At 41.0% G+C, this 26,721-nt stretch carries 16 protein-coding genes and 1 tRNA gene; 13 read left to right on the top strand and 4 right to left on the bottom strand.

Annotated elements, in window-relative coordinates:
* The first annotated feature begins 47 nt into the window (after positions 1–47).
* From L4C37_RS08440 to L4C37_RS08390, 11 genes are all read left to right on the top strand, one after another.
* Positions 48–3,131: a thrombospondin type 3 repeat-containing protein gene (locus L4C37_RS08440; RefSeq protein ID WP_429768327.1), complete on the top strand. Its 3,084-nt coding sequence runs from the start codon at positions 48–50 to the stop codon at positions 3,129–3,131.
* Positions 3,132–3,294: 163 nt separating this feature from the next.
* Positions 3,295–3,996, top strand: coding sequence for a TetR/AcrR family transcriptional regulator (locus L4C37_RS08435; RefSeq protein WP_273296971.1), 702 nt, complete (start codon positions 3,295–3,297; stop codon positions 3,994–3,996).
* Between the two features lie 19 nt (positions 3,997–4,015).
* Positions 4,016–5,335, top strand: coding sequence for an efflux RND transporter periplasmic adaptor subunit (locus L4C37_RS08430; RefSeq protein WP_429768326.1), 1,320 nt, complete (start codon positions 4,016–4,018; stop codon positions 5,333–5,335).
* Positions 5,332–8,439: an efflux RND transporter permease subunit gene (locus L4C37_RS08425; protein WP_273295093.1), complete on the top strand. Its 3,108-nt coding sequence runs from the start codon at positions 5,332–5,334 to the stop codon at positions 8,437–8,439. The genes L4C37_RS08430 and L4C37_RS08425 overlap by 4 nt, the downstream gene beginning before the upstream one ends.
* Positions 8,440–8,616: 177 nt before the next feature.
* Complete coding sequence (locus tag L4C37_RS08420; protein WP_273295095.1) at positions 8,617–9,141, top strand: phosphatase PAP2 family protein; 525 nt, start codon at positions 8,617–8,619, stop codon at positions 9,139–9,141.
* A gap of 95 nt (positions 9,142–9,236) precedes the next feature.
* On the top strand, positions 9,237–10,292 hold the full coding sequence (locus tag L4C37_RS08415; protein WP_137374441.1) for an MJ1255/VC2487 family glycosyltransferase: 1,056 nt from the start codon (positions 9,237–9,239) through the stop codon (positions 10,290–10,292).
* 347 nt (positions 10,293–10,639) lie between these two features.
* The gene (leuO, locus tag L4C37_RS08410) at positions 10,640–11,599 is read left to right on the top strand and encodes a transcriptional regulator LeuO (RefSeq protein WP_137374442.1); all 960 of its coding nucleotides are present in this window, start codon (positions 10,640–10,642) and stop codon (positions 11,597–11,599) included.
* A 201-nt stretch (positions 11,600–11,800) separates the two neighbouring features.
* A complete protein-coding gene (locus L4C37_RS08405) occupies positions 11,801–13,609 on the top strand; it encodes an AMP-dependent synthetase/ligase (protein WP_429768324.1) in 1,809 nt (602 codons plus the stop codon).
* A 458-nt stretch (positions 13,610–14,067) separates the two neighbouring features.
* Positions 14,068–15,843 carry an acetolactate synthase 3 large subunit gene (locus L4C37_RS08400; RefSeq protein WP_180033731.1) on the top strand — a complete coding sequence of 592 codons (1,776 nt, stop codon included), beginning with the start codon at positions 14,068–14,070 and terminating at the stop codon, positions 15,841–15,843.
* A gap of 1 nt (position 15,844) precedes the next feature.
* A complete protein-coding gene (gene ilvN / locus L4C37_RS08395) occupies positions 15,845–16,339 on the top strand; it encodes an acetolactate synthase small subunit (protein ID WP_137374444.1) in 495 nt (164 codons plus the stop codon).
* Between the two features lie 125 nt (positions 16,340–16,464).
* Complete coding sequence (locus L4C37_RS08390; RefSeq protein WP_429768323.1) at positions 16,465–18,348, top strand: sensor domain-containing diguanylate cyclase; 1,884 nt, start codon at positions 16,465–16,467, stop codon at positions 18,346–18,348.
* A 515-nt stretch (positions 18,349–18,863) separates the two neighbouring features.
* On the opposite strand, the gene L4C37_RS08385 is transcribed toward L4C37_RS08390, so the two are convergent.
* Together L4C37_RS08385 and pykF are read right to left on the bottom strand one after the other, a co-directional pair.
* Entirely contained in the window at positions 18,864–19,523 is a 660-nt protein-coding gene (locus L4C37_RS08385) for a GntR family transcriptional regulator (RefSeq protein ID WP_137374446.1), read from the bottom strand.
* A gap of 189 nt (positions 19,524–19,712) precedes the next feature.
* Positions 19,713–21,122, bottom strand: a complete 1,410-nt coding sequence (gene pykF / locus L4C37_RS08380) for a pyruvate kinase PykF (protein ID WP_137374447.1) — start codon at positions 21,120–21,122, stop codon at positions 19,713–19,715.
* Between the two features lie 430 nt (positions 21,123–21,552).
* Here pykF and L4C37_RS08375 point away from each other — a divergent pair, with 430 nt between their 5' ends.
* Positions 21,553–22,323: a DeoR/GlpR family DNA-binding transcription regulator gene (locus tag L4C37_RS08375; RefSeq protein ID WP_429768322.1), complete on the top strand. Its 771-nt coding sequence runs from the start codon at positions 21,553–21,555 to the stop codon at positions 22,321–22,323.
* 105 nt (positions 22,324–22,428) lie between these two features.
* Positions 22,429–24,261 carry a glutamine--fructose-6-phosphate transaminase (isomerizing) gene (gene glmS, locus L4C37_RS08370; RefSeq protein ID WP_137374449.1) on the top strand — a complete coding sequence of 611 codons (1,833 nt, stop codon included), beginning with the start codon at positions 22,429–22,431 and terminating at the stop codon, positions 24,259–24,261.
* 326 nt (positions 24,262–24,587) lie between these two features.
* Here the strand turns inward: glmS and L4C37_RS08365 are convergent.
* Positions 24,588–24,663, bottom strand: a tRNA-Ile gene (locus L4C37_RS08365).
* A 184-nt stretch (positions 24,664–24,847) separates the two neighbouring features.
* Positions 24,848–26,695 (bottom strand): RNA polymerase sigma factor RpoD, encoded by a 1,848-nt coding sequence (gene rpoD / locus L4C37_RS08360; RefSeq protein ID WP_137374450.1) that lies wholly within the window; start codon positions 26,693–26,695, stop codon positions 24,848–24,850.
* Between the last annotated feature and the right edge of the window lie 26 nt (positions 26,696–26,721).

Raw genomic sequence — 26,721 nt, 5'->3', positions numbered from 1 at the left:
AATTTTATGTATACAATTCGCCATACTATAAATCACATGGTGAAGTTATGATTAATAAATCTCGTTTAGCTGTCGCTATTGGCGGTGCCTTATTACTTTCTGGCTGTGGTGGAGGGAGTAGTGATTCTTCTACACCAGTTAATCCAAACCTGTTAAAGGTGACTGTTATTGACGGTTACTTGGAAGGTGCGAAAGTTTGGTTAGATAAAAAAGACCAAAATGGTTCTCTGAACTACCGTTTAGATAGTAGGGAGCTGTTTGCTTTTACAAACTCAGAAGGCATTGCTGAAATTAATATTAGCGATATCGGAGATTTATCTGATTATCAATTAGTAGCTAAAGCGATTGCAGGTAAGGCCGTAGATAAAGATCACGGTAAAGCAATCACTAAAGATTTGTTGATGACAGCGTTTGAAGGCGATGTGATTACTCCCTTAACTACCTTAGTTGAAGCCAAGGTTCGCACTTCGGTATCTGTTTACCAAAGTGATTCTGAAAAGTATCAACAAGCTGTGGAGGAAGTGGCATCTGATTTAGGGGTGTCATCTGAAGCTGTCATTTCTGATTACAAAAAATCACAGTCAGAAGGTGCTCTGAAAGTATCTCAAAGTGCTGTTTCATTGGTTGAGTCAGGTATTGTTCCTGATGATATAGAAGATATGACAACACCTGAAGCTTTAGTGAATGAAGCTAAGATCATTAACGATGTTGTAAAAGACACGCCGATTGGAAGTATTGTTATTGATGACCCTTCAGATCAGCTGCCGCCAGTTCAAGTTATTAATACAGATACTGATGGCGATTGGATTATCGATGAATTGGATGCATTTCCAGAAGATTCTACGGAATGGTATGACACAGATAAGGATGGTTTAGGCAACAACTCTGATCTTGATGATGATGGTGATGGTGTTGAAGATGAAAAGGATGTATTTCCATTAGACTCAAAAGAATCAGTTGATACGGATAAAGATGATATAGGTAACAATTCCGATCTTGATGATGACAATGATGGCTTATCTGATATTGAAGAAAGCAAGCTTGGTACGAATCCATTAATTATTGATACTGATGGTGATGGGGTTGGTGATAAAGAAGATGCTTTTCCACTGGATCCGGAGGAAAACACTGACACAGATAAAGATGGCGTTGGTGATAATGAAGATGCATTCCCAGAAGATCCTAATGAGTCATTAGACTCCGATAACGATGGAATTGGTAATAATGCTGACTTGGATGATGATAATGATGGTGCTGTGGATGAGGAAGACGCATTCCCATTAGATCCATTAGAATCTGTTGATACAGATAATGATGGAATTGGTAATAATGCAGATACTGATGATGATGGTGACGGTGTTGCTGATGAGTATGATGCTTTCCCGCTAGACCCGTCTGAGAATAAAGATACGGATGGCGACGGTGTTGGGGATAATAAAGACGCTTTTCCTACCGATCCAACAGAAGATTTAGACACCGATAATGATGGGATGGGTGATAATGAAGATGCCTTTCCAAGTGACCCATCTGAAACAGTAGATACTGACGGAGATGGCATTGGTAATAATGCTGATAATGATGACGATGATGATGGTTATAATGATGATGAAGACAACAACCCATTAGAGCCTATTGTTATCCCAGAGACTCTTAGTCAATGTATTGATAGCTTGCCTCATTTTGAGTTCGGTTCTCCTGTAGCAGACAGAATGAATGGAAAGGTGTATGCAGTTTCTAGAGTTGATGTTGGCTCTCATGTATCAACGCAATATATGCAAAGTGAGCTTTATATTAAAACTCAGCAAGGTATGCCTAAAGGGTTGCATGCTGGTAAAGCCATTATTGTGAATCAAATTACAGTTGATTCTGGTGATGAGCCAAGTGAATGGAGTCTGGTTTCAGAATTAGAGTACATAGATCAAAGCAGCGGTATTTATCTTGGGTTTAAAGATACTTTCCAGCGTTGGTGGGCTTTTGTGACAGAAACAAATGCTGACCAGACATTAACTTTAAATCAATCAGCTCCGCATTATGTTGAGCGTTTAGATAAATGGTCACCAGATGTACCTGTCCGCTATGAGCAGCTATCAACCATTTACTTAGGTAAAGACATCATTGAAACCGTAAATGGTAAGCGTGAAGTCTGTGTTACAGAATATTCAGGATATTACGATTTAGTAAATTCGACTGATGATGAGTCTGTTGCTGATATTTATGTCGAAGAAGTATTTAAAAGTTATTTAGATCATGATGAAGTTGTACAACGCTCAGAGCGCAGCTACATCGAATTCAACCTAGCAGATAAGGATAAATCTGATAGAGAGCCTATATGGGGTTACGAAGACTATGTTAAGACGTTAACTGGTTTTGTTCACAACGGTGAACTGTTCGGAGTTGACCCTGTTTCTGGAAATAAACCTGCAGAACAACCCGTGACATTAGAGCAGTGTTTAGCTGAACTAGAACAAGGGCTAAATCCAATACAATCAGGTGATACTTTAGAGTTTGATATAGAGAAAGCACCTGTTTGGGGAGAGACTCAAACTGGTCACTATCGTTGGGACTTGTTAGTTAATGATAATGTTTCGTGGCAAGGTCTGGATAATTTGCTTGAAAGTGGTCTTTCAGGTCAATTGTTCTGGGAAGGTCAAGTTGAACAGTACACGTTTGATGAGCGCTACTTTGTGAATCAAGATGATATCTGGCAAGGAATGGAAGCCACAGAAAATGGTGATAGTGCTATTAAATGGGGCAATGTTAATACTGGAAGTGAATTAGCATCATTAGAATCGACTTACCGAATTCCAGAAATTACTCACATTGAAGTTCGAGCCGTTGATAGTTCCACTCAGTATGGTGATTGGGAGACGGCAGAGTACGCTAAGAGTACTGTTTTTGCAGGAAAAGAAACGGTGGAATATTTTGTAGATGGTAATACATATACCCAAGAGGCTTGCCGTTTATACAGCCATGAAAAAGGTAATCTTTATAACTCTGAAAATGTTCAAACAATCCAAGAGTGGACTTCTCAGAATGATTGGTATGACAACAACGGGTTAGTTTACCGTGAGCGTCGAAACCAAGATATGCATTATGAGTACTGGAAGAGAACCTCTGTTAACCACCAGTAAAAAAGACAACTGATGGATAAAGCAGCTACCAAGGTAGCTGCTTTTTTTGTACCTAATTAATCAATTGATTAACTTTTGGTTAATTATTCTGCTTACCATTTTATATTGATAGTCTAGAATTAATCATTGATTAATTAATTTAAAGATTAGTGACATGGCTGAGATGGTATCGAGAAAAGCGGGTCGACCCCACCATAAAACGGAAGCGAGAGAATTACTGATTAGTAGTGCTCGTGACTTATTCGTCATTCACTCTTATGACAAAGTATCGACCCGGTTGATAGCCGAACGGGCTGGGGTCAATGTTGCGATGATCCGTTATTACTTTGGCAATAAAGCAGGGCTGTTTGAAAGTATGGTCCGTGAAACGCTTGAGCCAATGAAAGTGCAAATGGATAAGTTGGTGCAAAACAGCAACCAAGAAAACTTCATAGGCTTAATGAGAACGTATTACCGAGAAATGGTTAAAACACCTCGATTCCCACGCCTTATTGCTCAAGTCATGAATATGCCACCTTCCGATATACAGCGTGGATTACTGGAAAAAGTATTCCTAGATGTCACCAAACCTTGCCAAGATGCCATTTTTGGTAAGTTGCTAGAAAGTGGAGTCTTAAAAGAGGGGATGGACCCAAAACTGTGCAGAATATCTTTTGTCAGTTTAATGGTTTTTCCTTTTATAGCACCTCCACCATTGCTTGCTTTACATGGTGTCGAGCTTAATGATGCTTTTTTGAATCGCTTAATCGAACACAATATTCAACTGATGACTTCGGGGTTTATTAATACTGAATCATCATCTTACTCTGACACAGCATCACCTTTGACATCTCAACCTTCTGTACATGAAAAACCATCTGCGTAGTTATTAAAGGACTATAACAATGAAATTAAACCGTAAACTCCTGTTTTTTCCTGCGCTAGCGGTAGGTGTCGTGACTCTTTTTATTGCATCCAATTTACGACCAGACTTACCAACCAAACCAGCAGGTGACCGGGCTAGACTCGTCGATACTGTGATGTTGGAAAAACAGCCAATGGCACCATTGGCGATTGGTTTTGGAAAGGTCACACCTAAGGTTGAGTGGAAAGCCATTGCTGAAGTGACAGGTAAAATTGTGTTTCGCCATCCTAACCTTGAAAAAGGTCAGGTGATCCCCGCGGGCACTGAGGTGCTTAGGATTGATCCTTTAGATTACGAACTGAAGCTGATTCAAGCTCAGGCAGATCTAAAATCCAGCCAAACATCTTTAGCAAAACTAACCCTTGAAGAAAGTAATTTAAAACAGACGCTAAAGATCGAAAAGAATCGATTAGTGATCAGTAATAAAGAGCTGCAACGAAAACAAGATCTTCGTAAAAAAGGGCTCACTTCTCAATCTGATGTTGATCTCCAGGAGCAAAGCGCTCTGTCTCAACGCAAGTTAGTACTTGATGTCGAAAACCAAATTGCATTGATGCCTGATGAAAAACGCGTAGCTGAAGCGGTTGTGAAGGTTAATGTATCTAAAGTACAAGAAGCTCAGCGATCACTTGATAAAACTAGCGTGACATTGCCTACAGCAATGCGCATTGCACAGGTCGATATTGAACAGAACCAAGTCGTGAATTTGCAACAAACCATGGTGATTGCGCATGGTATTGATGTAATGGAAGTGGAAGCGCAGTTATCAATCCATGACATGCAAGTGTTGGCATCAAGCTTGAGAGTTTTCAGCCGAGATGAATCTGGTATTCCAACTCCGGATACTTCACCAATTTCTGCCATTATTGAATTAAGTAGTGGTAATTTGCATGCGCAGTGGAACGCTAAAGTGGCTCGTATCAGCGAAACGGTTGATGAAAATCAAGCCACGGCGGGGGTGATTTTAGAGATCCAGCAAGACTATACGCAGCTTATGCCTAACAGCGTGCCCCCATTAGTCAATGGTATGTTTGTAAGAGCTGAAATTGAAGGTGTGGCAAACCCGAGTTGGGTGATACCTGAACGAGCATTACATGGCGATACCGTGTATATGTTTGGTCAAGACAACCGGTTGAAGATGCAGTCGGTCTCTGTGATTTATCGCCGAGATAATACCGTGGTAGTGGAAGGTGATTTTGAGCAAGGCGATAAGCTGATCCTCAATGATATTTTGCCAGCGATTGATGGAATGCTGTTGCGTGAGTCTACCCTTAATAGTGAAGAGGACAGCTCACTATGATTAAGTTTTTCTCTCGCCACCCAACCGCAGCCAATTTGTTGATGCTGGGTCTATTAATTATGGGGATAAGCTCGTTATCCACGATCAAACGAGAAACTTTCCCCGCTTATGATCCTCCTTACATTATGGCTGGGGTCGTGTATCCCGGAGCTTCTCCTCAAGAAGTAGAAGAAAGCTTATGTATTCGTATGGAAGATGCGGTAGATGGTTTATCTAATATAGAAGAGACGCAATGTGAGGCAATCGAAGGCAGTGCTCGGCTGATTTTAAAGCTCAATGAAAAAGCCGATATTGGTCGTATGCTGGTGGACGTTCAAACCCAAATCAATTCTATTAATGATTTTCCTTCTGAAATCGAGTCTCCTATTGTTCAAGAGCTGGACTGGAATGAGCCTGTTGTAGATGTTGCTATTACTGCGGATACCTCTTGGCCTGACTTGAAAGCTTATGCGGAAGATCTGAAGCGGATCATGAAGCTGGATTATGAGGTTTCGTTGGTTGAAGTCAGTGGGTTTTCTGATCACCAATATCGTGTGGAATTAGATGGACAAGCAGTTCGGCAGCTTGGGTTAACGGTCGGTGATATTGCAGACCAAATTGGCAGGCAAAATATTAAATTGCCGAGCGGTAACATTGAAACGCCGGATAAACACTTCCTTATTCGTTTTGATGAAAGAAAAGTGACCCCTGTAGAGCTTGAAAATATTGTAGTGGGCTCTGCTGCAAATGGTTCTGTGATTCGCTTAAGAGACATTGCTACGATCACTGACCGGTTTGAGCTAGATGAACAGAAAGTATTGTTTGATGGTAAACCGTCGGCACTACTTAAAATTAGTAAGAACAAAGAAGATGATGCGCTGCGTATAAAAGAACGTGTGAGTCAGTTTGTTGAAGATCAACGTGCTGTTGCTCCTGACGGCGTGACATTACAGATGACCAATGATTTATCATCAGTGCTTTGGGACAGGCTGACCATGATGGTCAGTAATGGTTGGCAAGGTATTGTTCTTGTGTTTGCCACTATGTGGTTGTTCTTCAGTTTACGTTATTCATTTTGGGTCGCAGCAGGTCTTCCTGTTGCTTTCTTAGGTGGCTTATTTCTGATGGCTAACCTAGGCTTATCCATCAATATTATGTCTCTTGTCGGTCTATTAATGGCTATCGGGATCATGATGGATGACGCCATCGTAATTGCAGAATCAATAGCTTCCCATCTCGACAGAGGGCAGAAGGTCGATGATGCGGTTTATAACGGCGTTAAAAAAGTCTTTCCCGGTGTATTGTCTTCATTCTTAACAACCGTCTGTATTTTCGGAAGTTTACTGTTTCTTGATGGAGAAATGGGGGCGGTACTTAAAGCGGTACCACAGGTTCTGATTTTGGTGTTGTCATTAAGTTTAGTCGAAGCATTTTTAATTCTGCCAAATCACCTTTCCCATTCTCTGCATAAAGAGAAAAAAGAAAAACCAGCGTTACGCTTCAAAGTGGTATTACTTGAGAAGTTTGAGAACTTCAGAAATACAACTTTGATGAATGCCGTTGAAAAAGTGGTGGCATATCGTTATGCCTTCATGGGAGGCGTGCTAGCACTCTTACTGATATCCATTTCATTAATTGTTGGTGGCTTAGTTAAATTCCAACCTTTCCCTGAACTTGATGGGGACATTGCTGAAGCGCGCATTATTCTTCCTCCTGGCTCTTCATTAGCACAAACTGAAAAAGTGGTGGATAGAATTGTCACTTCAGCGCAGCGACTAAATGAGGAATGGAGTGAGCAAGTTGAAGATGGTAACTCATTAGTTGAACATATCACGAGTCAATTCAATGCCAATGCGGATGCCAATGAATCGGGACCTCACCTTGCGACGGTTCGACTGGACTTACGAGGGTCAGAAAGCCGTAACACTGTCATTGATGATTTTATTGATGCTTGGCGTGAAGATATAGGCGAGCTTGCTGATCCAATATCCCTTGTATTTAAACAACCGACAATGGGACCTGGTGGACGCGCAATTGAAATCAGAGTGAAGCATGATGATTTAGATGAATTGAAATCGGCGTCTATCGATATACAAAACTACCTGAATCGATTTGATGGTGTCCATGGTGTACTTGATGACATGCGCATGGGTAAAGAAGAGGTGTTGGTTAAATTACGTGATGGTGCAGAAACTTATGGCGTAAATGGACAAATGATCGCATCACAACTGCGTGCTGCATTCTTCGGACAAACCGCTGATGAAATTCAATTAGGGGTTGAGAATATCTCTATTGAAGTGCGTTTAGATAAAGCCCAAGCGGGTGACTTACAGCAACTTGCTAACTTCCCGATCATAACCAGTGATGGCAGCCAGATTCCGCTAGCAACGTTAGCGACTCTTGATTTCCAAAGAAATTACGTTCGAATTCAACGTATTGATGGATTAAGAACGATCAGCGTTTTTGGTGACATTGATAATAAGAAAGCCAGTTCATCGGCAATTTTACTTCAGTTCCAAAAAGAAGAGGTTGGCAAGCTCATAAGTAAATACCCTGGATTACGTTTTGACTTTGAAGGGGAAGCTAAAGATGCGGCTAAAACAGGTGCCTCAATGGGGAAAGGTTTCTTACTCGGACTGTTTGGTGTTTTCGCTATTCTTAGTTACCAGTTTAGAAGTTACTTAGAACCAGTAGTGGTGATGCTTGCTATTCCACTCGCGTTCATAGGTGTGGTTATTGGGCACTGGCTGTTGGGACATGCTCTTAGTATGCCTAGCATGATGGGTTTTGTTTCTTTAGCGGGTATTGTAGTGAATGACTCTATCTTGTTAGTGCAATATATAAGGCATCATGTGGATGAAGGGGATAGCGTGCATGACTCGGTAGTGAAGGCGAGCCGTGAACGCTTTCGTGCAGTATTTTTGACATCCATGACTACGGCGGCTGGTTTATTACCATTACTAACGGAAACAAGCTTACAAGCCCAGGTTATCCAACCTTTGGTCATATCTATAGTGTTTGGTATTTTTGCTTCAACTCTACTTGTGCTGTTTATGATCCCCGCTGCTTATGCCATTTTGGCGGATTTCGGAATGGTTAAAAAACACGAGCCATTGGCGGCATAGCCTATTAACGAGTAAAAAAAGCGACCGAGAGTCGCTTTTTTTGTTTTATCACTTTTCAAATTCTCATCTTCAAAGTTTGAGTGATGTTCATTTTTTATCCTCATAATCGTCACTCAACTGTCACTTTTTGCACCTAACTTTAGCGTTAATGGAATCAAAAACGCTAAGGAAGATCGCATGCGCACTATCGAGCCAATCGTCCGCTGGGATGTGGCATTTTCATTATTTTGCCTAAGAAGTCGCTATTGCAACCAAAGTGCAATGGTCAGTAAAGCTATCTCACATACGGGGGATGGGCACTTATATCTATTATTTGCGTTACTCGCTGTACTTATCGATAGCCAGCATGGAGGGGACTTCCTAGCGGTGGGCTTAACTGCTTTTGCTGTTGAACTGCCTATCTACTGGCTAGCCAAAAATACGCTTAAACGGCGTCGCCCTGCTGAGTTTTCAGATTTACTTCAGTCTCACATTGTTCCATCCGATAAATACAGTCTGCCCTCTGGGCATTCTGCTGCAGCTTTTCTAATGGCGACGGTTATTGGTCACTTTTATCCAAGCTTATATCCAGCTTGTTTAATTTGGGCATTGGCTATTGGAACGTCTCGAATTTTACTCGGAGTACATTTCCTTACTGATGTGTTAATTGGTGCCGCTTTAGGCATCGCGTGCGCCAACTTGGCGATAAACAGCGTTTTATAGTTAGATTTCTACATGACAGATTTATATAGCAAGAGCTTATATAACAAAGCTTATATAGCCTAAATTGATAACAAGAAGAGTGGTCGACGTTAAAAATGAAAATTCTCTATGGTGTACAAGGTACAGGAAATGGTCATATCGCCCGAGCTCGCGCAATGGCAATCGCGTTTCGTAAGCAGAATATTGATGTTGATTTCTTGTTTTCAGGTAGAGATACCAATAAATATTTTTCAATGGAAGATTTTGGTAATTACCAAACAAGAAGTGGACTTACGTTCTATTGCGAACAAGGGCAAGTTAAGTACTCAAAGACCTTTAGGAAAAATAATCTATGGCGATTTGCGAAAGAAATAAACCAGCTCGATTTAACGCAATATGACTTGGTGTTGAATGACTTTGAGCCTGTGACTGCATGGGCTGCACGAAAGCAAAAAGTCCCTTGTATTGGTATTAGTCATCAAAATGCTTTCCGATTTGATGTACCCAAAGCTGGTGGAAACTGGATAGAGCATTCAGTTATACAGCACTTTGCTCCAACGGAACATTATATAGGCTTACATTGGTATCACTTCGATCAGCCGATTCTTCCTCCTATAGTTCATACCAATCAAGAGAGCGTGAAAATAGAAGAGCAACAACATTTCACTTTGGTTTATCTACCATTTGAAGATGTAGAGGCAATTTCTGAATTATTGATGAAATTTATCTCACACCAATTTGTCTGTTATCACCCTGAGGTTATTGAGCAAAATACAATTGAAAATGTCGTATTCAAACCATTGAGTTTCGGTCACTTCCAAATGGACTTAAAGAAATGCTCTGGGGTGGTTGCTAATGGTGGGTTTGAATTGCCATCAGAAGCATTAACTCTAGGTAAAAAATTGCTTCTGAAACCCTTAGATGGGCAGTTTGAACAGCGTAGTAATGCCGCTACTTTGGAAGCTTTAGGTCTGGCTCAAACCATGAGTTTTTTAGACCCTGCTATTTTGCGTAGCTGGCTCAATGAAGAACAAGCGGAAATCGTGACTTACCCAGATGTTGCCAGTGCCATCGTTGAATGGGTCTTAGCGGGTGACTGGACGAATCAAGACAATCTTAGAAAGCAACTTTGGGACAAGGTCGATTTCCCAAGTTATGCATCAATAAATTGATTCATAGCTGAGGTTTTTGAATGGGGCTATCCATTAATACACAGCCTCAATGGCTTGTAACAAATGTAACCAATAATCTAAGTGGTAGCTCAAAGGATATTTAAAACCAAAATTGAACAATTTTATATTTTTTTATGATTATATAAGATGCTGAAATTTAATGGTTATTTAATGTGTGAGGTAAAATTACATTATTCTTTATCAATCTAGTTGGTGGCCTGCAAAGTATTGGTTAATAGTAGAAGTCAGCCGAGAAATATCGACCTGGCAAATATAAGAATCAGTGGTTATCTATTCCCACACCATTACAAATTTAACACTGTCGAACATGACAAGAGGCAACCTAAATGTTAGAGAAAAAAGACGCAATGAGTGCTATTGCAAGCTATAGAATGGAAAGCACATTACGTGGAGTAGATTTAAACCTTTTAACTGTTTTTGATGCCGTAATGCAAGAACAAAACATTACACGAGCAGCTCATAATTTAGGGATGTCTCAACCAGCAGTAAGTAATGCTGTTGCGCGTCTTAAGGTAATGTTTAATGATGAGCTGTTTATGCGTCAAGGTCGTGGTATTCAACCGACTCAACGAGCTCGTCAATTATTCGGTCCAATTCGTCAGGCTCTACAGCTTGTGCGTAACGAATTACCAAGCTCTGTGTTTTCTCCAGAAACGTCTTCACGCATGTTTAAGCTCGCAATTTGCAGCCCTTGTGATATGCGCTTTGCACCTAAGATTATGTCGACAATTGGTACTCAAGCACCAAATGTTCAGCTGCATATGGATGCGGAATTTGATCGTCAACTCTCTGAGCGTATGCGTTACCAAGAGATCGATTTTGTCATCGATTATGCTCGATTTGACGAGCAAGGTTTCTCTAGCACAGAGATTTTTCAAGATGAATTAGTGGTTGTTGTTGCTAAATCTCACCCACGCATCAATGGTGAAGTGACAAAGGCTGAATTGCTGGATGAAAAGCATGCGAAACTTTCTCGTATTCATGGCCAACGCAGTTTCTCTGAGCAAGCGTATCGAGATCTTGATTGCTTGGCATATTACGAAGGTACAAGTTTAAGCAATGTGTTGTACGTAGTAGGTCAATCTGAACTTGTGACGATTGCTCCTCGTTGGATGGTAGAGAACGCTGCGAATAAAGAGCAGCTACAAGTGATTGATTTCCCATTCGATAATGCTGCGATTTCAGGCTACTTAAGCTGGCATGAATCAAGTGAAAAAGATAAAGGTCACATTTGGTTACGAGATCAATTGATGATGATTTGCGGTGAGGTAGTCGCACTTAATTAAGTCGCTATCTTATTGATATTAAAGCCTCAAGTTAATGTTTAGCTTGGGGCTTTTTTGTTTGTTAAGTGATAAATGCATCATTAAGTTAAAGTTGAGCATACTATTACTTATAACTTTGAGCTTCATCAGTTGCCTTTTCTATGATCAAAGGTACACTTGTGCGCTCAAAAAAGCTTACAGGTGTAAGCCAAAGGTATAGACATGGCCAATTTAGATTTTCATATCGTAAAAAGACTTCGTGACCAAATTGCCCAAGGTGGCAGCCGCACTGCTTTAAAACATAAAGTAAACAACGTGTGGGAAGGCATTAGCTGGCAGCAGTTTGGTGAGCAAATCGATACGCTATCATTAGCGTTACTGGCTCAAGGGCTGAAAATCCAAGATAAGATCGGTATCTTTTCAAATAACATGCCTCAGTGGACAATCGCTGACTTTGCATCATTACAAGCTCGTCTTGTTACCGTACCGATTTATCCAACTAATACGGCTGCTCAGTCGTCTTACATTATTCAAAATGCAGATGTAAAGGTTCTGTTCGTTGGTGAGCAAGCTCAATTTGATGCCGCCGTGGATATTTTTGAAGAATGTGAGCAGCTTGAAACTGTTGTTGTAATGTCAGAAGGCATCGACACTCAAGGGCATGATTTTGCTCTGTCTTGGGCTGAATTCATGGCATGCGGCGTTGAAGCTCAACAAGCTGAATTAGATACTCGTTTAGCTGATGCGCAAATGGATGACTTGCTGACGCTGATTTATACATCAGGTACCACAGGCCAACCAAAAGGCGTAATGCTTGACTACACAAACATTGGTTCTCAACTTGAAGGACATGATGAGCGTTTGAGTCTAAGCCAAGATGATGTGTCTTTGTGTTTCCTTCCGCTTTCTCACGTATTCGAACGTGCGTGGACGTTTTATGTCTTATATAAAGGTGCAACAAATTGCTACCTACAAGACACCATGCAAGTACGTGATGCATTAAGCGATGTTAAGCCAACGGTGATGAGCGCAGTTCCTCGCTTCTACGAGAAAATCTTCTCAGCTATACATGAAAAAGTATCTAAAGCGCCTTTCATCCGTAAAGTGATGTTTACTTGGGCAGTCAACATGGGGGCAAAGCTGTCTGTTTGTCACCAAGAAGGTCGCACACCATCGTTCATGCTTAGGAAGAACCATGCGCTAGCGGACAAGCTTGTTTTGTCTAAATTGCGTGCATTGCTTGGCGGTAACATCAACTTTATGCCATGTGGTGGTGCAAAGCTTGATGAGACGATTGGACGCTTCTTCCATGCAATTGGAATTAACGTGAAGCTTGGTTACGGTATGACAGAAACTACAGCAACAGTTTCATGCTGGGACGACCGATGCTTTAATCCTGATTCTATCGGTATGGCTATGCCAGGCGCTGAAGTAAAAATTGGTGACAAAAACGAGATTTTAGTTCGTGGTCCAATGGTGATGCGTGGTTATTACAAAATGCCAGAAGAAACCGAAAAGACATTTGATGAGCAAGGTTTCTTAAAGACGGGCGATGCGGGTCAGTTTGATGAAAATGGCAACCTATTCATTACTGATCGTATTAAAGAATTGATGAAGACATCTGGTGGTAAATACATTGCTCCTCAAGTTATTGAAGGTGCGATTGGTAAAGATCACTTTATTGAACAGATCGCGGTGATTGCTGACACTCGCAAGTTTGTTTCTGCATTGATTGTGCCTTGTTATGACTCGCTAGAAGAGTATGCCAAAGAACTGAATATCAAGTATCACGACCGCGTTGAGCTTATTAAGCATCACCAAATTGTTGAGATGCTAGAAAAGCGTGTGAATGGATTACAAAATGAGTTAGCTAAGTTTGAACAAGTCAAACGATTCAAGCTATTACCTAAAGCGTTCTCTATGGATGATGGTGAATTAACGCCAACCCAGAAATTGCGTCGTAAGGTCATTCATGACAAGTATCAGGACGAAATCGAAGAAATGTATACTGAAAAGTCGAAAGAGAAGTAATTTTTCTTAAGTTAATTTTTTAGTTGTATAAAAATCCCCCAGTGAACGTAAGTACGTTTATTGGGGGATTTTTTGTATCTAGGCATTAAAGAAATGTGCGAAAGCGCACAGATAAAATAGGGACAAAAAATTAAAACAGGTCGGCATATTGGATATTTTATTCTTTTTTGTTGACTGGTTGTGGCTTTTAATTTTGCTTAGTGAGTTATTCTAAGCCTTATATGGTGGTTTTATGGTATTAAGCAGTAGATTGATGAGATAAAAGATTAATCAGGGTTAGACCATATGATAATAAAAAGTTACAGTTGTTTCGTACCGCTGCTTCTTGTTACCACAAAGAGCAGCCATAGCCGAAAAAGTGGAAGTATTTCGAATTAGGCTACGAATAAGACCTAGACTATGTAAAACCAGCCCACTCTGCTCAACAGGCAGTAATGGAAACTGGTAAGGAGAGCAATATGACAACAAAACCTGAAGCTGCTGTGTCATCAGAGACCTCAGTATCATCTGAAACAGCAATGTTATCTGGCGCAGAGATGGTTGTGCAGTCTCTAATTGAAGAGGGTGTTGAACAAATCTTTGGCTACCCAGGTGGTTCTGTGCTTGATATCTATGATGCCCTGCACGCCAAAACAGCCGAAATTAAACACGTATTAGTACGACATGAGCAAGCTGCAACCCATATGGCGGACGGTTACACCCGCTCAACGGGTAAGCCTGGTGTTGTGCTGGTATGTTCAGGTCCAGGAGCGACCAATACCGTAACAGGTATTGCCACCGCTTATATGGACTCAATCCCAATGATTGTTATTTCTGGTAACGTACCAAATAACTTAATTGGTAATGACGCTTTCCAAGAATGTGACATTGTGGGTGTATCTCGCCCGATTGTTAAACACAGTTTCCTAGTAAAGAAAGCAGAAGACATTCCTGAAGTCGTTAAAAAAGCTTTTTATATATCCACTACCGGACGCCCTGGCCCTGTGGTTATTGACCTGCCTAAAGATATTTTAAACCCGCAGATCAAACTTCCATATGAATACCCAGAAACCATCAAAATGCGTTCATATAACCCAACTCTGACTGGTCATAAAGGCCAAATTAAAAAGGCACTAAAAGCGCTTTTAGAAGCGAAAAAGCCAGTGCTTTATGTGGGTGGTGGAGCTGTTATCTCAGAAGCCGATAAGCAATTGCTTAAACTGGCAGAAACGTTGAACTTACCTGTCGTGAGCACTCTGATGGGGCTTGGGGCATTTCCAGGTACACATAAAAATTCTCTGGGCATGTTGGGCATGCATGGTTTGTATGAAGCCAATATGGCAATGCACAATGCAGACTTAATTTTTGGTATCGGTGTTCGTTTTGATGACCGCACGACCAATAATCTAGAAAAATACTGCCCCGATGCGAAGATCATGCATATTGATATCGATCCATCATCGATCTCTAAAAACGTAAAAGTCGATTTACCTATCGTTGGTTCTGCCGAAAAAGTGCTAGAGAGCATGGTTAACTTGCTGATTGAGCAAGGTGGAACGAATGATGAACAAGCACTGGAAAGCTGGTGGAGTGAAATTAAGCAATGGCAAGATCGTGATTGTCTTGCATACGAGAAATCATCAGAACGTATTAAGCCACAACAAGTTATTGAGACACTCCATAAAGTAACCAATGGCGATGCATATGTTGCTTCAGATGTAGGTCAGCATCAGATGTTTGCTGCTCTGTACTATCCATTTAATAAACCACGTCGTTGGATTAACTCTGGTGGTCTTGGCACTATGGGCTTCGGTCTGCCTGCTGGTATGGGTGTTAAATTCGCTAAACCGGAAGAAGAAGTCGTTGTCGTAACGGGTGATGGCAGTATTCAAATGAATATCCAAGAGCTTTCTACGGCTCTTCAATACAATATTCCAGTTAAGATCATCAACCTAAACAATCGATTCTTAGGAATGGTGAAGCAGTGGCAAGACATTGTTTATCAAGGTCGCCACTCAAATTCATATATGGACTCAGTTCCAGATTTTGCTGCAATCGCAGAAGCGTATGGTCATGTCGGTATGCGTATTTCTTCTCCTGATGAGTTAGAGGCAGGTTTAGAAAAAGCACTATCAATGAAAGATCGTTTAGTGTTTGTCGATATTAGCGTGGATGACACCGAGCACGTTTACCCAATGCAAATTAAAGGCGAGGGTATGGATAATATGTGGTTAAGCAAGACGGAGAGAACATAATATGAGACACATTATTTCGCTATTAATGGAAAACCAACCTGGTGCGCTTTCTCGTGTGGTTGGCTTGTTTTCTCAGCGTGGCTATAACATTGAATCTTTGAACGTATCACCAACGGATGATCCAACATTATCGCGTTTGAACGTAACGACTAATTCTAATGAGATGCAATTAGAGCAAATTCAAAAGCAGCTGCATAAGTTAATTGATGTACTCAAAGTCCAAGAAGTCTCGGAATTTGAGCATATCGAACGTGAGCTTATGATGGTAAAAGTTAAAGCCAGTGGTTTTGCTCGTGCGGAAGTTAAGCGTACCGCTGATATTTTCCGAGGGCAGATTGTTGATGTTACTGCCTCTCAATATACGGTTCAAATGGCAGGTACCAGTGAAAAGTTAGATGCATTCATTCAAGCTCTCTCTGAAGTGACTGACGTTGTAGAAGTCGCCCGAAGTGGCGTTGTGGGCATTGCTCGTGGTGAAAGGTCACTTAAAGGTTAGATACCTCATTAGTATTGGTTATTTATAAAATTGACAATAAAGCCGCTTTTTTCTAGCGGCTTTTATTTTGTTCAAACTTTACGGTGGTATACTCCTTCCCCAATTCATAGAGCAGAGAGAAAAAGATGAGAAATAAAAAATTAGTGTTTACGCTTCTCATCATCAGTATTACTTTTTGCTCTGTTGTTAGTTTGTATTACTTACAACGATATCAAAATGTTAAACATCAAAGCTTCAACAACACTGCAAAACAAGCTCTGCACCAATTAGTCTATACCGAACGTGAATATAGCGTTTGGCGAGACCAACTTCTTTCTGTTATGGAACTACTTAGCCATAGCCAGCGTTTGATCGAATTTTCTACTTCTCCATCAATTCAAAACAAGAAAGTGTTAGAGGAAGTATGGGAGTCAGTATTAAGGAATCAGAAGTGGTATACCCAAATTCATTTACTTGATTTGAATGGTATTGAACAAGTTCGAATGAATTATTCCTTCTCTGATGGAATTGTGACGGTACCTGGTCGTTTGCAAGATAAGTCTCAAGAAAGCTACTTTAATTATGCGAAAAGTTTGCAAGCAGAAGAAATCGGGGCTTGGGGAATAGAACTTGAAACTGACCATGGTGAACTGGTTTATCCATATAAGCCTATTTTAAGGATTATCACACCTGTATCGGCGAAAGGTCAGGTTGCAGGTTACCTGGTGATTAATATCGATGTTTGGAATTTAGCTTCAAGACTAAACTTCTCTCCAGATCATGATGTCAGAGCAGAAGTGGTTAACGAGTCCGGTTATTACATTGCCAGCCATAACAATAGCAAGTTATTTGGTGACTCGATCCCAGAGCGCAAAGAATTCAACCTTAAAAAAATAGCACCGAAGTTGTGGGATCATATTTCTCAGGAGCAAACGGGTTATATTTTTGAAGATGATAACTTATTTGCATTCAATAAAGTTAGCTTAGCTGCAAAGCAAAAGCTATTTCTTGTGGTACAACTGAATGAAACGCAGCTTTTACAAAGGGCTGAACGTGACTTGGATGACCTGGCTAAAGAACAGGTCATTGTACTTTTTGCGATGCTGATCTTTGCTATACCTTTTGCTTTTGTCGTAGTTCATTTTCGTCGCCGAAATATTGAAAGTAAGCTGGCGCGTGCAGCTTTGAATGGTATGTCGGCTGTTATGATTTCCGATAAATCTCATCGAACGCTTATGATTAATAATGAATTTGAGAGTATGACGGGGTATGGCGGTGCGTCTCTAGAAGGGAAGAATGCACTTAAGATCTTATTTGAAAATACTGATGATCTTGATGCTATGAAACGTATTTGGACCCATTTAGCCGATGAGGATATTTGGGAAGGCGAGGTGACGTGTAAAACAAAATTACGTTTGCCTTTTACTGCCATCATGCGCGTTCATGCCATTAAAAATGCATCGAATAAAACGAGCTACTATATTACTTCATTAGTTGATATATCGGTACGTAAGGAGCTAGAGGATAGGCTGCGTATCTTAAGTGAGCGTGATTCGTTAAGCCAGCTGTGGAATCGTAGAAAGTTTGAAGAGCAACTTGAACGCCATTCTCTTTTATGTGAACGCTACCCAAATGAAGCAACCTGCTGCTTAGCACTCGTAGATATTGATCATTTCAAACGGATTAATGATGAACTCGGTCACGATGAAGGAGATCGAGTAATACAAGCGGTCGCACAATTGTTAGTGACAAGCCTGCGCACTACTGACTTTGTTGCTCGAGTTGGAGGTGAGGAATTTGCTTTGCTCATGCCTCATACATCGTTAGCTGAGGCGCAGTTGGTACTCAATCGTTTGAGAGAACAAGTTGAGCAAACTGATGGGACGAAAGTTACGATCAGCATAGGCTTTACTGACTTAACGAGTAACAGCACCCGTTCTTATAAGTGTGCAGATATAGCGCTGTACGAATCTAAATCTTCAGGCCGAAACTTGGTTTCTCTTTGCGGCAGCCAAGACGATATCGCCTAGCTTATTCTTTAGCTAAGTCACTTCATTTTTTGATTTTACCAGCCTATTTTTACCTCTGCATGCGATTGTGTTTATCAATGTTCTCTCTCATAAAGTTAAGGATATTAGACTAAAGTCTAATGCTTCACTAAACTGAATTATGGGAAAGATCCTGAGCTTTTATTCTGTTGTTGTAGTTGATGATTAGTTTTACTTGTATGGAATAACGTTAATCAGTACATGACTAATCAATTCTAATAAGCCATGAATAACGTTAGAGAGTTTGGATTATTGCTTATTGGAATTGTTTAAGGTGAATAGATTTGGGGATCATACTATCTGGTTTTGAGAGGCTTGGTATGTATGTTGATTGTTTAGTGAGGATCACAATAGGTACATTGTTGATACTTGGGTTTAAACTTAGTGCACTGTACTTCTTATTAATGGTATTGCTACTGAATACTCACCACAAAGAGTTTTTTGGTTGGTAATAAAAAACGGAGCCGAAAGGCTCCGTTTTAATATCAACTTGATTTTTAAGCAGCTTCAATCACTTGCTCAATGCGCTTCATTGAACCATGAAGGTGGCGGTCAAGCAGCTCAGCTGCTTGTTCAGAGTTCTTTGCTAGTACTAACTTCATGATCATCTCGTGCTCATCGATGTTAAACAAATCATCGGATAAAGAGTTTTCAGATAGTGCTAGGAAGCGGTATCGCTTAACCTGATTAATCAAATCGCTAAAGAATTCAAACATATTTTTAGAGTCTGCGCCTTCAAGAAGAGCAATATGAAATTGTTGGTGGCGCTCTTCCCATTCTGCACTGTCGAATTCTTCTACTACGTTCTGAATACGTGAAAGCTTGTGATAAGACGTTAGTACTTCCAATTCCCAAGTTTCATCGCCCATAGCAATTGCTTTTTTCAATAGTACGGAAGATACAACACGTAAGCTTTCGTATAAGTCGTTCAACTCTTCTTTTGAGACAGGAGCGACCCAACACCCTTTTTGTGGCTCTAGCTTAACGTATTTACTCCAAGATAATTGAACTAAGGCCTCACGTATTGGTGAAGCGCCAACGCAATATTTTTCTTTTAATTCTGCTACCACAAGCTTTTGACCAGGGCGTAAATCACCTTTCAAAATATCTTGGCGAATCATTTTTGCTACTTTGTCAGTTAGTGTTGGACTAGACATTACATGCTCTCAATCTTTTTTGGATTTTTGTCTGTCAATTTTCTGATTTGTAATGAGTAGAATAGGAAAATAACAGTACGGAGTTCTGGGTTGGATAATACAGCGTACTGAAAAGTTAGGCAAGATTTGATTCATAAAAAAAGAGGGCCGAAGCCCTCTTTTTATATTCTATGTGAAGTTATTTACTTTTTATAGAACTTGTACAGACGCAGTGTTAGTGCAAGAAGAAACTAGAGCACCAGAAACCATTACTACGATATCGCCTTTTTTACCAAGACCAGATTGTAGAGCAATTTCTTTACCGTCGATGTAGAAAGCATCAGTGCTTGCAATAGATTCAACAACTACAGGTGTAACACCTTTAGTTAGAACTAGCTGAGCAGCTGTTTTTTGGTTTGTAGTAAGAGCCAGAATGTTTGCTGTAGGGAAGTACTTACGTACTGAACGTGCAGATTTGCCGCCTTCAGTTGCAACAACGATTAGAGGAGCAGCTAGCTTCTCTGCTGTGTCTACTGCACCTTTACAAACTGCTTCCGTGATACGTAGGCGAGGGCTGTCTAGGCGAGAACCAAGTTCTGCTTTAAGAGCACCGTCAGTACGGTTCGCGATTTGAGCCATGATAGTAACAGCTTCAACTGGGTACTTACCTTTAGCAGTTTCACCAGAAAGCATTACAGCATCAGTGCCATCCATGATAGCGTTCGCAACGTCACCCGCTTCTGCACGAGTTGGACGTGGGTTGCTGATCATAGAGTCAAGCATTTGAGTTGCAGTGATAACCATCTTACGTGCACGGTTACATTTCTCGATCATCATTTTCTGAGCGAAGATTACTTCTTCAGCTGGGATCTCAACACCTAGGTCACCACGAGCAACCATGATGCCGTCAGAAGCTTCAAGGATTGAATCGAAGTTATCTACGCCTTCTTGGTTTTCAATCTTAGAAATGATGTGGATGTTCTCGCCGCCGTTAGCGTTTAGAAGCTCACGGATTTCTTTAACGTCGTCTTCTTTACGGATGAAAGAAGCAGCAACGAAATCAACGCCTTGCTCACAACCAAACTTAAGGTCAGCTTTGTCTTTCTCAGAAAGAGCTGGAAGTTGAACAGAAACGCCAGGAAGGTTAACACCTTTGTTTTCGCCTAGAGCACCGTTGTTAAGAACTTTACACTTAACTTCAGTTTCTGTTGTTGCGATAACTTCCATTTCGATTAGGCCGTCATCAACAAGAATTGTGTTACCTGCTGTTAGGTCTTTTGCAAAACCTAGGTAAGTTACTGCTACTACGTCTTTGTTACCAACAACTGTTGAGTCAGTTGTGAAAGTGAACTCTTGACCAGCTACTAGATCTACGTCATTACCATCTTCTAATTTGATAGTACGGATTTCTGGACCTTTAGTATCTAGAAGGATAGCAAGTTGCTCACCTTTGTTTTCCATTACTTTACGGAAGTTCGCGATACGTGTGCCGTGCTCTGCGAAATCACCGTGAGAGAAGTTAAGACGCATAACGTTCATGCCAGCATCAACTAGTTCAGTTAGCTTCTCTACAGATTCAGTTTTAGGGCCAATCGTACATACGATTTTGGTCTTTTTCATGGAAGGTACTCTCCGGTAAGTATTGTTACAATTTGAAATTTGTTTATTGCCTAAAGGTGCTCATCTATAACTCCAACATTTTGTGCCTGTTAGTAAAACTATAGTGTGTTGCTTTTAACCTTCAGAGTTGTAAGTCTTTCATCAGTTTTAGTCATTTTATGACCAAACTGTTTTGATTCAACATCGGGTTTCTGTGACTTACACCAACATAACAGGTGTAAGTTGCAGAAAAATAACGGTCAATTCTGTAATTTTTTTTCTTTTAGGGTGCGGATTCTACCACCGAATCACTTCAATATCACTGCTTAACAATTGTCTTAGGACAAGGTTTTATCTCAAAAGATTAATTTTTTAGATCGAAATAAATAGACTAAATAGTTTCGATGTAACTATAATAAGTTTCAAATCGAAACTATTTGGTCTTTCTTAAATGTCGAAACGAAACACTCAGCTTAGAAGGCATACAATTTCTAGCCTCGTAAATGAAAAAGGTGAGGTTAGCGTCGATGAATTGTCCGCTAAGTTTGAAACCTCTGAAGTCACAATTAGAAAGGATCTTGCGTCTCTTGAGAAAAATGGTCAGCTTTTACGCCGTTATGGCGGAGCGATTGCCTTACCTAAGGAAGTTGCAAGTGACGAAATGAGCCATAAGGTTTCGAATCGAAAGATTTCTCTTGCAAGTGCTGCTGCAAACCTGATCCGTGACCATAATCGTATTGTTATCGATAGTGGCAGTACGACAGGGGCATTGATTGAGCAATTAAATGGTAAGCGTGGTTTAGTAGTCATGACTAACTCATTACATGTTGCGAATGCTTTGAATGAATTAGAAAGCGAACCCACTTTATTAATGACGGGCGGAACATGGGATACCCATTCTGAATCTTTTCAGGGGCAAGTCGCTGAGTCAGTGTTGCGAGCTTACGATTTTGATCAGCTTTTCATCGGTGCTGATGGCATTGACTTAGAGCGTGGAACGACCACTTTTAATGAATTAGTTGGGCTTAGTAAAGTCATGGCTGAAGTTTCTCGTGAAGTTATCGTCATGGTGGAATCAGAGAAAGTTGGAAGAAAAATACCAAATTTAGAATTGGCTTGGCAGCATATAGATGTATTGATTACAGACGCAGAATTAGCCCAAGAAGCTAAAGCGACCATTGAGTCGCATCAAGTTCGAGTGATCTTAACCAAGCCGGTTTAAATCAATTTAAATAACAATATAAATTTAATGTCCTACATTTAATCTTTATAGATATAGCCTTTGCTTGCTGCTGTAGGAATAACCAAAAATTAATGGAGTATAACCATGTGTGGAATAGTCGGTGCTGTAGCACAACGTGATGTCGCTGAAATTTTAGTAGAAGGCTTACGTCGTTTAGAATACCGCGGATACGATTCAGCAGGTGTAGCGGTTGTTGATTCTGATAATAACCTAACTCGCGTGCGTCGTTTGGGTAAAGTGCAAGAGCTTGCTGATGCAGTCAATTCTCAAGATGTTATTGGTGGTACAGGTATCGCTCATACACGCTGGGCCACACACGGGGAGCCATCTGAAGCGAACGCACACCCACACATGTCTGGTGATATCGCTGTTGTACATAATGGTATTATTGAAAACCACGAAGCACTGCGCGCTATGCTGCAAGAGCGTGGCTACGTATTTACTTCACAAACTGATACTGAAGTTATTGCTCACTTAGTTGAATGGGAACTTCGTACTTCAGCTTCTTTGGTTGAAGCGCTACAGAAAACAGCAACACAACTAGAAGGTGCATACGGTACTGTAGCTGTAGATCGTAAAGATCCAAGCCGCGTTGTTGTTGCTCGCTCTGGTAGCCCTATTGTTATTGGTTTTGGTGTGGGTGAAAATTTCCTAGCATCTGATCAACTTGCACTTTTAAGTGTAACTCGTCGTTTCATGTACTTAGAAGAAGGTGATGTTGCTGAGGTGACTCGCCGTGACGTGACAGTATTTGATGTAGCGGGTGAGCGTGTTGAGCGTGAAATCGTTGAGTCAAATGCAGAACACGACGCAGGTGATAAAGGTAAATACCGTCACTTCATGCAGAAAGAGATCTTTGAACAGCCAACGGCGCTAATCAACACTGTGGAAGGTCGTATTTCTGACACTTCTGTTATCACTAACGCAATTGGTGTTAAAGCTGAAGAGATCCTAAGTAAGGTTGAACACGTGCAGATCATCGCGTGTGGTACATCTTACAACTCTGGTATGGCAGCACGTTACTGGTTTGAGTCTCTAGCTGGCGTAAGCTGTGATGTAGAGATTGCCTCTGAGTTCCGTTACCGTGATTTCGTTGTTCGCCCGAACAGCCTTTTAGTGACTTTGTCTCAGTCTGGTGAAACCGCTGATACACTTGCTGCGCTTCGTCTTGCAAAAGAGAAGGGTTACATGTCTGCAATGACTATCTGTAACGTTGCAGGATCTTCGTTGGTTCGTGAATCTGATTTTGCTTTCATGACTCGCGCAGGGACTGAGATCGGTGTTGCTTCTACTAAAGCATTCACCACTCAACTAGCTGCAATGCTGATGATGGTAACGTCAATTGGTCGCCTGCAAGGTCGTATCAATGAAGAGAAAGAAGCGGAAATCGTTCAAGCACTTCACCAACTGCCTGCTGATATCGAGAAAGCACTAGCGTTTGATAAAGAGATTGAAGCACTGGCACCAGATTTTGCTGATAAGCACCACACTCTGTTCCTGGGTCGTGGTGAGTTTTACCCAATCGCGATGGAAGCATCTCTTAAATTGAAAGAGATCTCTTACATTCACGCAGAAGCATACGCTGCTGGTGAGCTTAAGCACGGTCCTTTGGCTCTTATCGATGCAGACATGCCAGTAGTTGTTATTGCACCAAGCAACGATTTGCTAGAGAAGCTGAAATCGAACGTTGAAGAAGTACGTGCTCGTGGCGGTTTACTTTACGTATTCGCTGATGAAGATGCGGGCTTTGAAAGCGATGAGAACATGAAGATCATCAAGATGCCTCATGTGAATGAAGTAACCGCACCTATCTACTACACGGTACCAATGCAATTGCTGTCTTATCATGTTGCTTTGATTAAAGGTACTGATGTCGATCAGCCTCGTAACTTAGCGAAAGCTGTAACAGTAGAATAATATCTACCGAAAATGCAAAGGTGCCTATTCATTGCTCGATGTAATATTACATTTATTTGTGGTGTTAAATAATTTATTGGTCACAGCTTATGGAATTTTCAATTTGAATAAAGCCTAGAGCTGCTAACTTTATAGATGCAGGTAATCAACTACTAATAAAGTCGATACCACCTTTGCTTTTTGCTGACTGGAATAAACGAGAGCCTAAGTGCTCTCGTTTTTTATTTCTAAGTTAGCTTCGAGTATGGATATTGTAATGCAGTCGAATACCTACCTTAGAAAAGCAAAAAGCCAGAGCAGCGTAAACTGTTCTGGCTTTTTTAATTTGGTGGCCCCTCCCAGATTTGAACTGGGGACCGAACGATTATGAGTCGTGCGCTCTAACCACTGAGCTAAGGGGCCGATAGGGGATAGATTATAGGGGATGCTTTTTACTGTGTCTAGCTTCGATATAGCTGTTATAGAGACAAATTGTACGGATCGCGATTATATATTAACCACTTAAATCAGTGGGATACAAAAAAGGTGAGCCAGTGCTCACCTTTTGTATTTTATGATTAAAAGTTAATCACACTTTAATCTGTAATTATTCGTCTAAGAAGCTGCGCAGAGTTTCTGAACGGCTTGGGTGACGAAGCTTACGAAGTGCTTTAGCCTCAATCTGACGGATACGTTCACGAGTAACGTCGAACTGTTTACCAACCTCTTCTAGAGTGTGGTCTGTGTTCATATCGATACCAAAACGCATACGCAGTACTTTTGCTTCACGAGGTGTTAGACCTGCAAGAACGTCTTTAGTTGCGCCACGTAGACTGGTTGCTGTCGCTGAGTCTAGTGGAAGCTCTAGAGTTGTATCTTCAATGAAGTCACCTAGGTGCGAATCTTCGTCATCACCGATTGGTGTTTCCATTGAGATTGGCTCTTTAGCGATTTTCAGTACTTTACGAATCTTGTCTTCAGGCATCTGCATGCGTTCAGCAAGTTCTTCCGGTAGTGGTTCACGACCCATCTCTTGTAGCATTTGACGAGAGATACGGTTTAGTTTGTTGATCGTTTCGATCATGTGAACCGGAATACGGATAGTACGAGCTTGGTCGGCAATCGAACGAGTGATTGCTTGACGGATCCACCACGTAGCGTAAGTTGAGAACTTGTAACCACGACGGTATTCAAACTTATCTACAGCTTTCATCAGACCGATGTTACCTTCTTGGATTAGATCCAGGAATTGTAGACCACGGTTTGTGTACTTCTTAGCAATCGAGATTACTAGACGTAAGTTAGCTTCAACCATTTCTTTCTTTGCACGGCGAGCTTTTGCTTCACCGATAGACATACGACGGCTAATATCTTTAATGCTTTGAACTGTTAAAGATGTTTCACGTTCAATAATGTCTAGCTTTTGAATCGAACGACGGATGTCATGCTCATTACGTCTGATTTTTTCAGCGTATGGTTTATCTGAAGCTAATACTTCATCCAACCATGCTTCGCTAGATTCGTTGCCTGTAAATAGTGCAATGAAAGATTTCTTCGGCATTTTGCCGTACTCAACAGTTTGACGCATGATTAAGCGTTCTTGAGTACGTACTCGATCCATTGAAGTTCGAAGTTGGGTTACTAGATAATCAAATTGCTTCGGCGTTAGACGGAACTCTTTGAAAACGTCTTGCATCATTGTTGTTGCAAGTACTGCTTTCGGGCTGTCATTACCGTATTCATTGATTGCAAGCTGACGATTTTGGTAGCTAGTGCGTAAAGCAGTAAACTTCTCAAGAGCAAGCTCAGGGTCGATACCTGTGTCTTCTTCTTCCTCTTCCTCGTCATCGCCTTCTTTGTTTTCGCCGTCTTCATCTTTTAGATCAGTTTCAGCAAGCTCAGAACCGATGTGAGTCGCAGTTGGTGCTGCAGTGCCATCATCGTCTGGGTCAACGAAGCCGTTGATTAGGTCAGTTAAGCGTAATTCTTCAGCCTGAACCTTGTCGAACTGCTCCAAGATGTATGGAATAGTGCCAGGGTATTCAGCAACCGAAAGCTGAACTTGATTAATACCATCTTCGATACGCTTAGCGATATCGATTTCGCCTTCACGAGTTAGTAGCTCAACAGTACCCATTTCACGCATGTACATGCGGACAGGGTCAGTTGTACGACCAATTTCGTTTTCTACGCTTGATAGAGCTGCGGCAGCAGCTTCAGCTGCATCTTCATCTATATTGGTATCGTCATCATTCAGAGCAAGATCATCAGCATCAGGAGCAGTTTCAACTACTTTAATACCCATGTCATTGATCATCTGAATAATGTCTTCTACCTGTTCAGAATCAACAATTTCTGCAGGTAGGTGGTCGTTTACTTCGGCGTAGGTCAGATAGCCTTGTTCCTTGCCTTTAATAACAAGTAATTTTAGCTGTGACTGCGGATTTTGATCCATAGATGATATCCAACTTCAGGTCTGGT

Origin of the sequence: Vibrio kagoshimensis (assembly GCF_050337535.1) — a bacterium.
Classification (GTDB): Bacteria; Pseudomonadota; Gammaproteobacteria; order Enterobacterales; family Vibrionaceae; genus Vibrio; species Vibrio gallaecicus.
The sequence above is the reverse complement of the archived record's forward strand: the minus strand, read 5'-3'. Positions and strand labels throughout refer to the sequence as shown.

Coding starts and splice junctions, on each gene's coding strand:
- L4C37_RS08440 (WP_429768327.1), top strand. CDS start 48: ATGATTAATAAATCTCGTTTAGCTGTCGCTATTGGCGGTGCCTTATTA.
- L4C37_RS08435 (WP_273296971.1), top strand. CDS start 3,295: ATGGTATCGAGAAAAGCGGGTCGACCCCACCATAAAACGGAAGCGAGA.
- L4C37_RS08430 (WP_429768326.1), top strand. CDS start 4,016: ATGAAATTAAACCGTAAACTCCTGTTTTTTCCTGCGCTAGCGGTAGGT.
- L4C37_RS08425 (WP_273295093.1), top strand. CDS start 5,332: ATGATTAAGTTTTTCTCTCGCCACCCAACCGCAGCCAATTTGTTGATG.
- L4C37_RS08420 (WP_273295095.1), top strand. CDS start 8,617: ATGCGCACTATCGAGCCAATCGTCCGCTGGGATGTGGCATTTTCATTA.
- L4C37_RS08415 (WP_137374441.1), top strand. CDS start 9,237: ATGAAAATTCTCTATGGTGTACAAGGTACAGGAAATGGTCATATCGCC.
- leuO (WP_137374442.1), top strand. CDS start 10,640: ATGTTAGAGAAAAAAGACGCAATGAGTGCTATTGCAAGCTATAGAATG.
- L4C37_RS08405 (WP_429768324.1), top strand. CDS start 11,801: ATGGCCAATTTAGATTTTCATATCGTAAAAAGACTTCGTGACCAAATT.
- L4C37_RS08400 (WP_180033731.1), top strand. CDS start 14,068: ATGACAACAAAACCTGAAGCTGCTGTGTCATCAGAGACCTCAGTATCA.
- ilvN (WP_137374444.1), top strand. CDS start 15,845: ATGAGACACATTATTTCGCTATTAATGGAAAACCAACCTGGTGCGCTT.
- L4C37_RS08390 (WP_429768323.1), top strand. CDS start 16,465: ATGAGAAATAAAAAATTAGTGTTTACGCTTCTCATCATCAGTATTACT.
- L4C37_RS08385 (WP_137374446.1), bottom strand. CDS start 19,523: ATGTCTAGTCCAACACTAACTGACAAAGTAGCAAAAATGATTCGCCAA.
- pykF (WP_137374447.1), bottom strand. CDS start 21,122: ATGAAAAAGACCAAAATCGTATGTACGATTGGCCCTAAAACTGAATCT.
- L4C37_RS08375 (WP_429768322.1), top strand. CDS start 21,553: ATGTCGAAACGAAACACTCAGCTTAGAAGGCATACAATTTCTAGCCTC.
- glmS (WP_137374449.1), top strand. CDS start 22,429: ATGTGTGGAATAGTCGGTGCTGTAGCACAACGTGATGTCGCTGAAATT.
- rpoD (WP_137374450.1), bottom strand. CDS start 26,695: ATGGATCAAAATCCGCAGTCACAGCTAAAATTACTTGTTATTAAAGGC.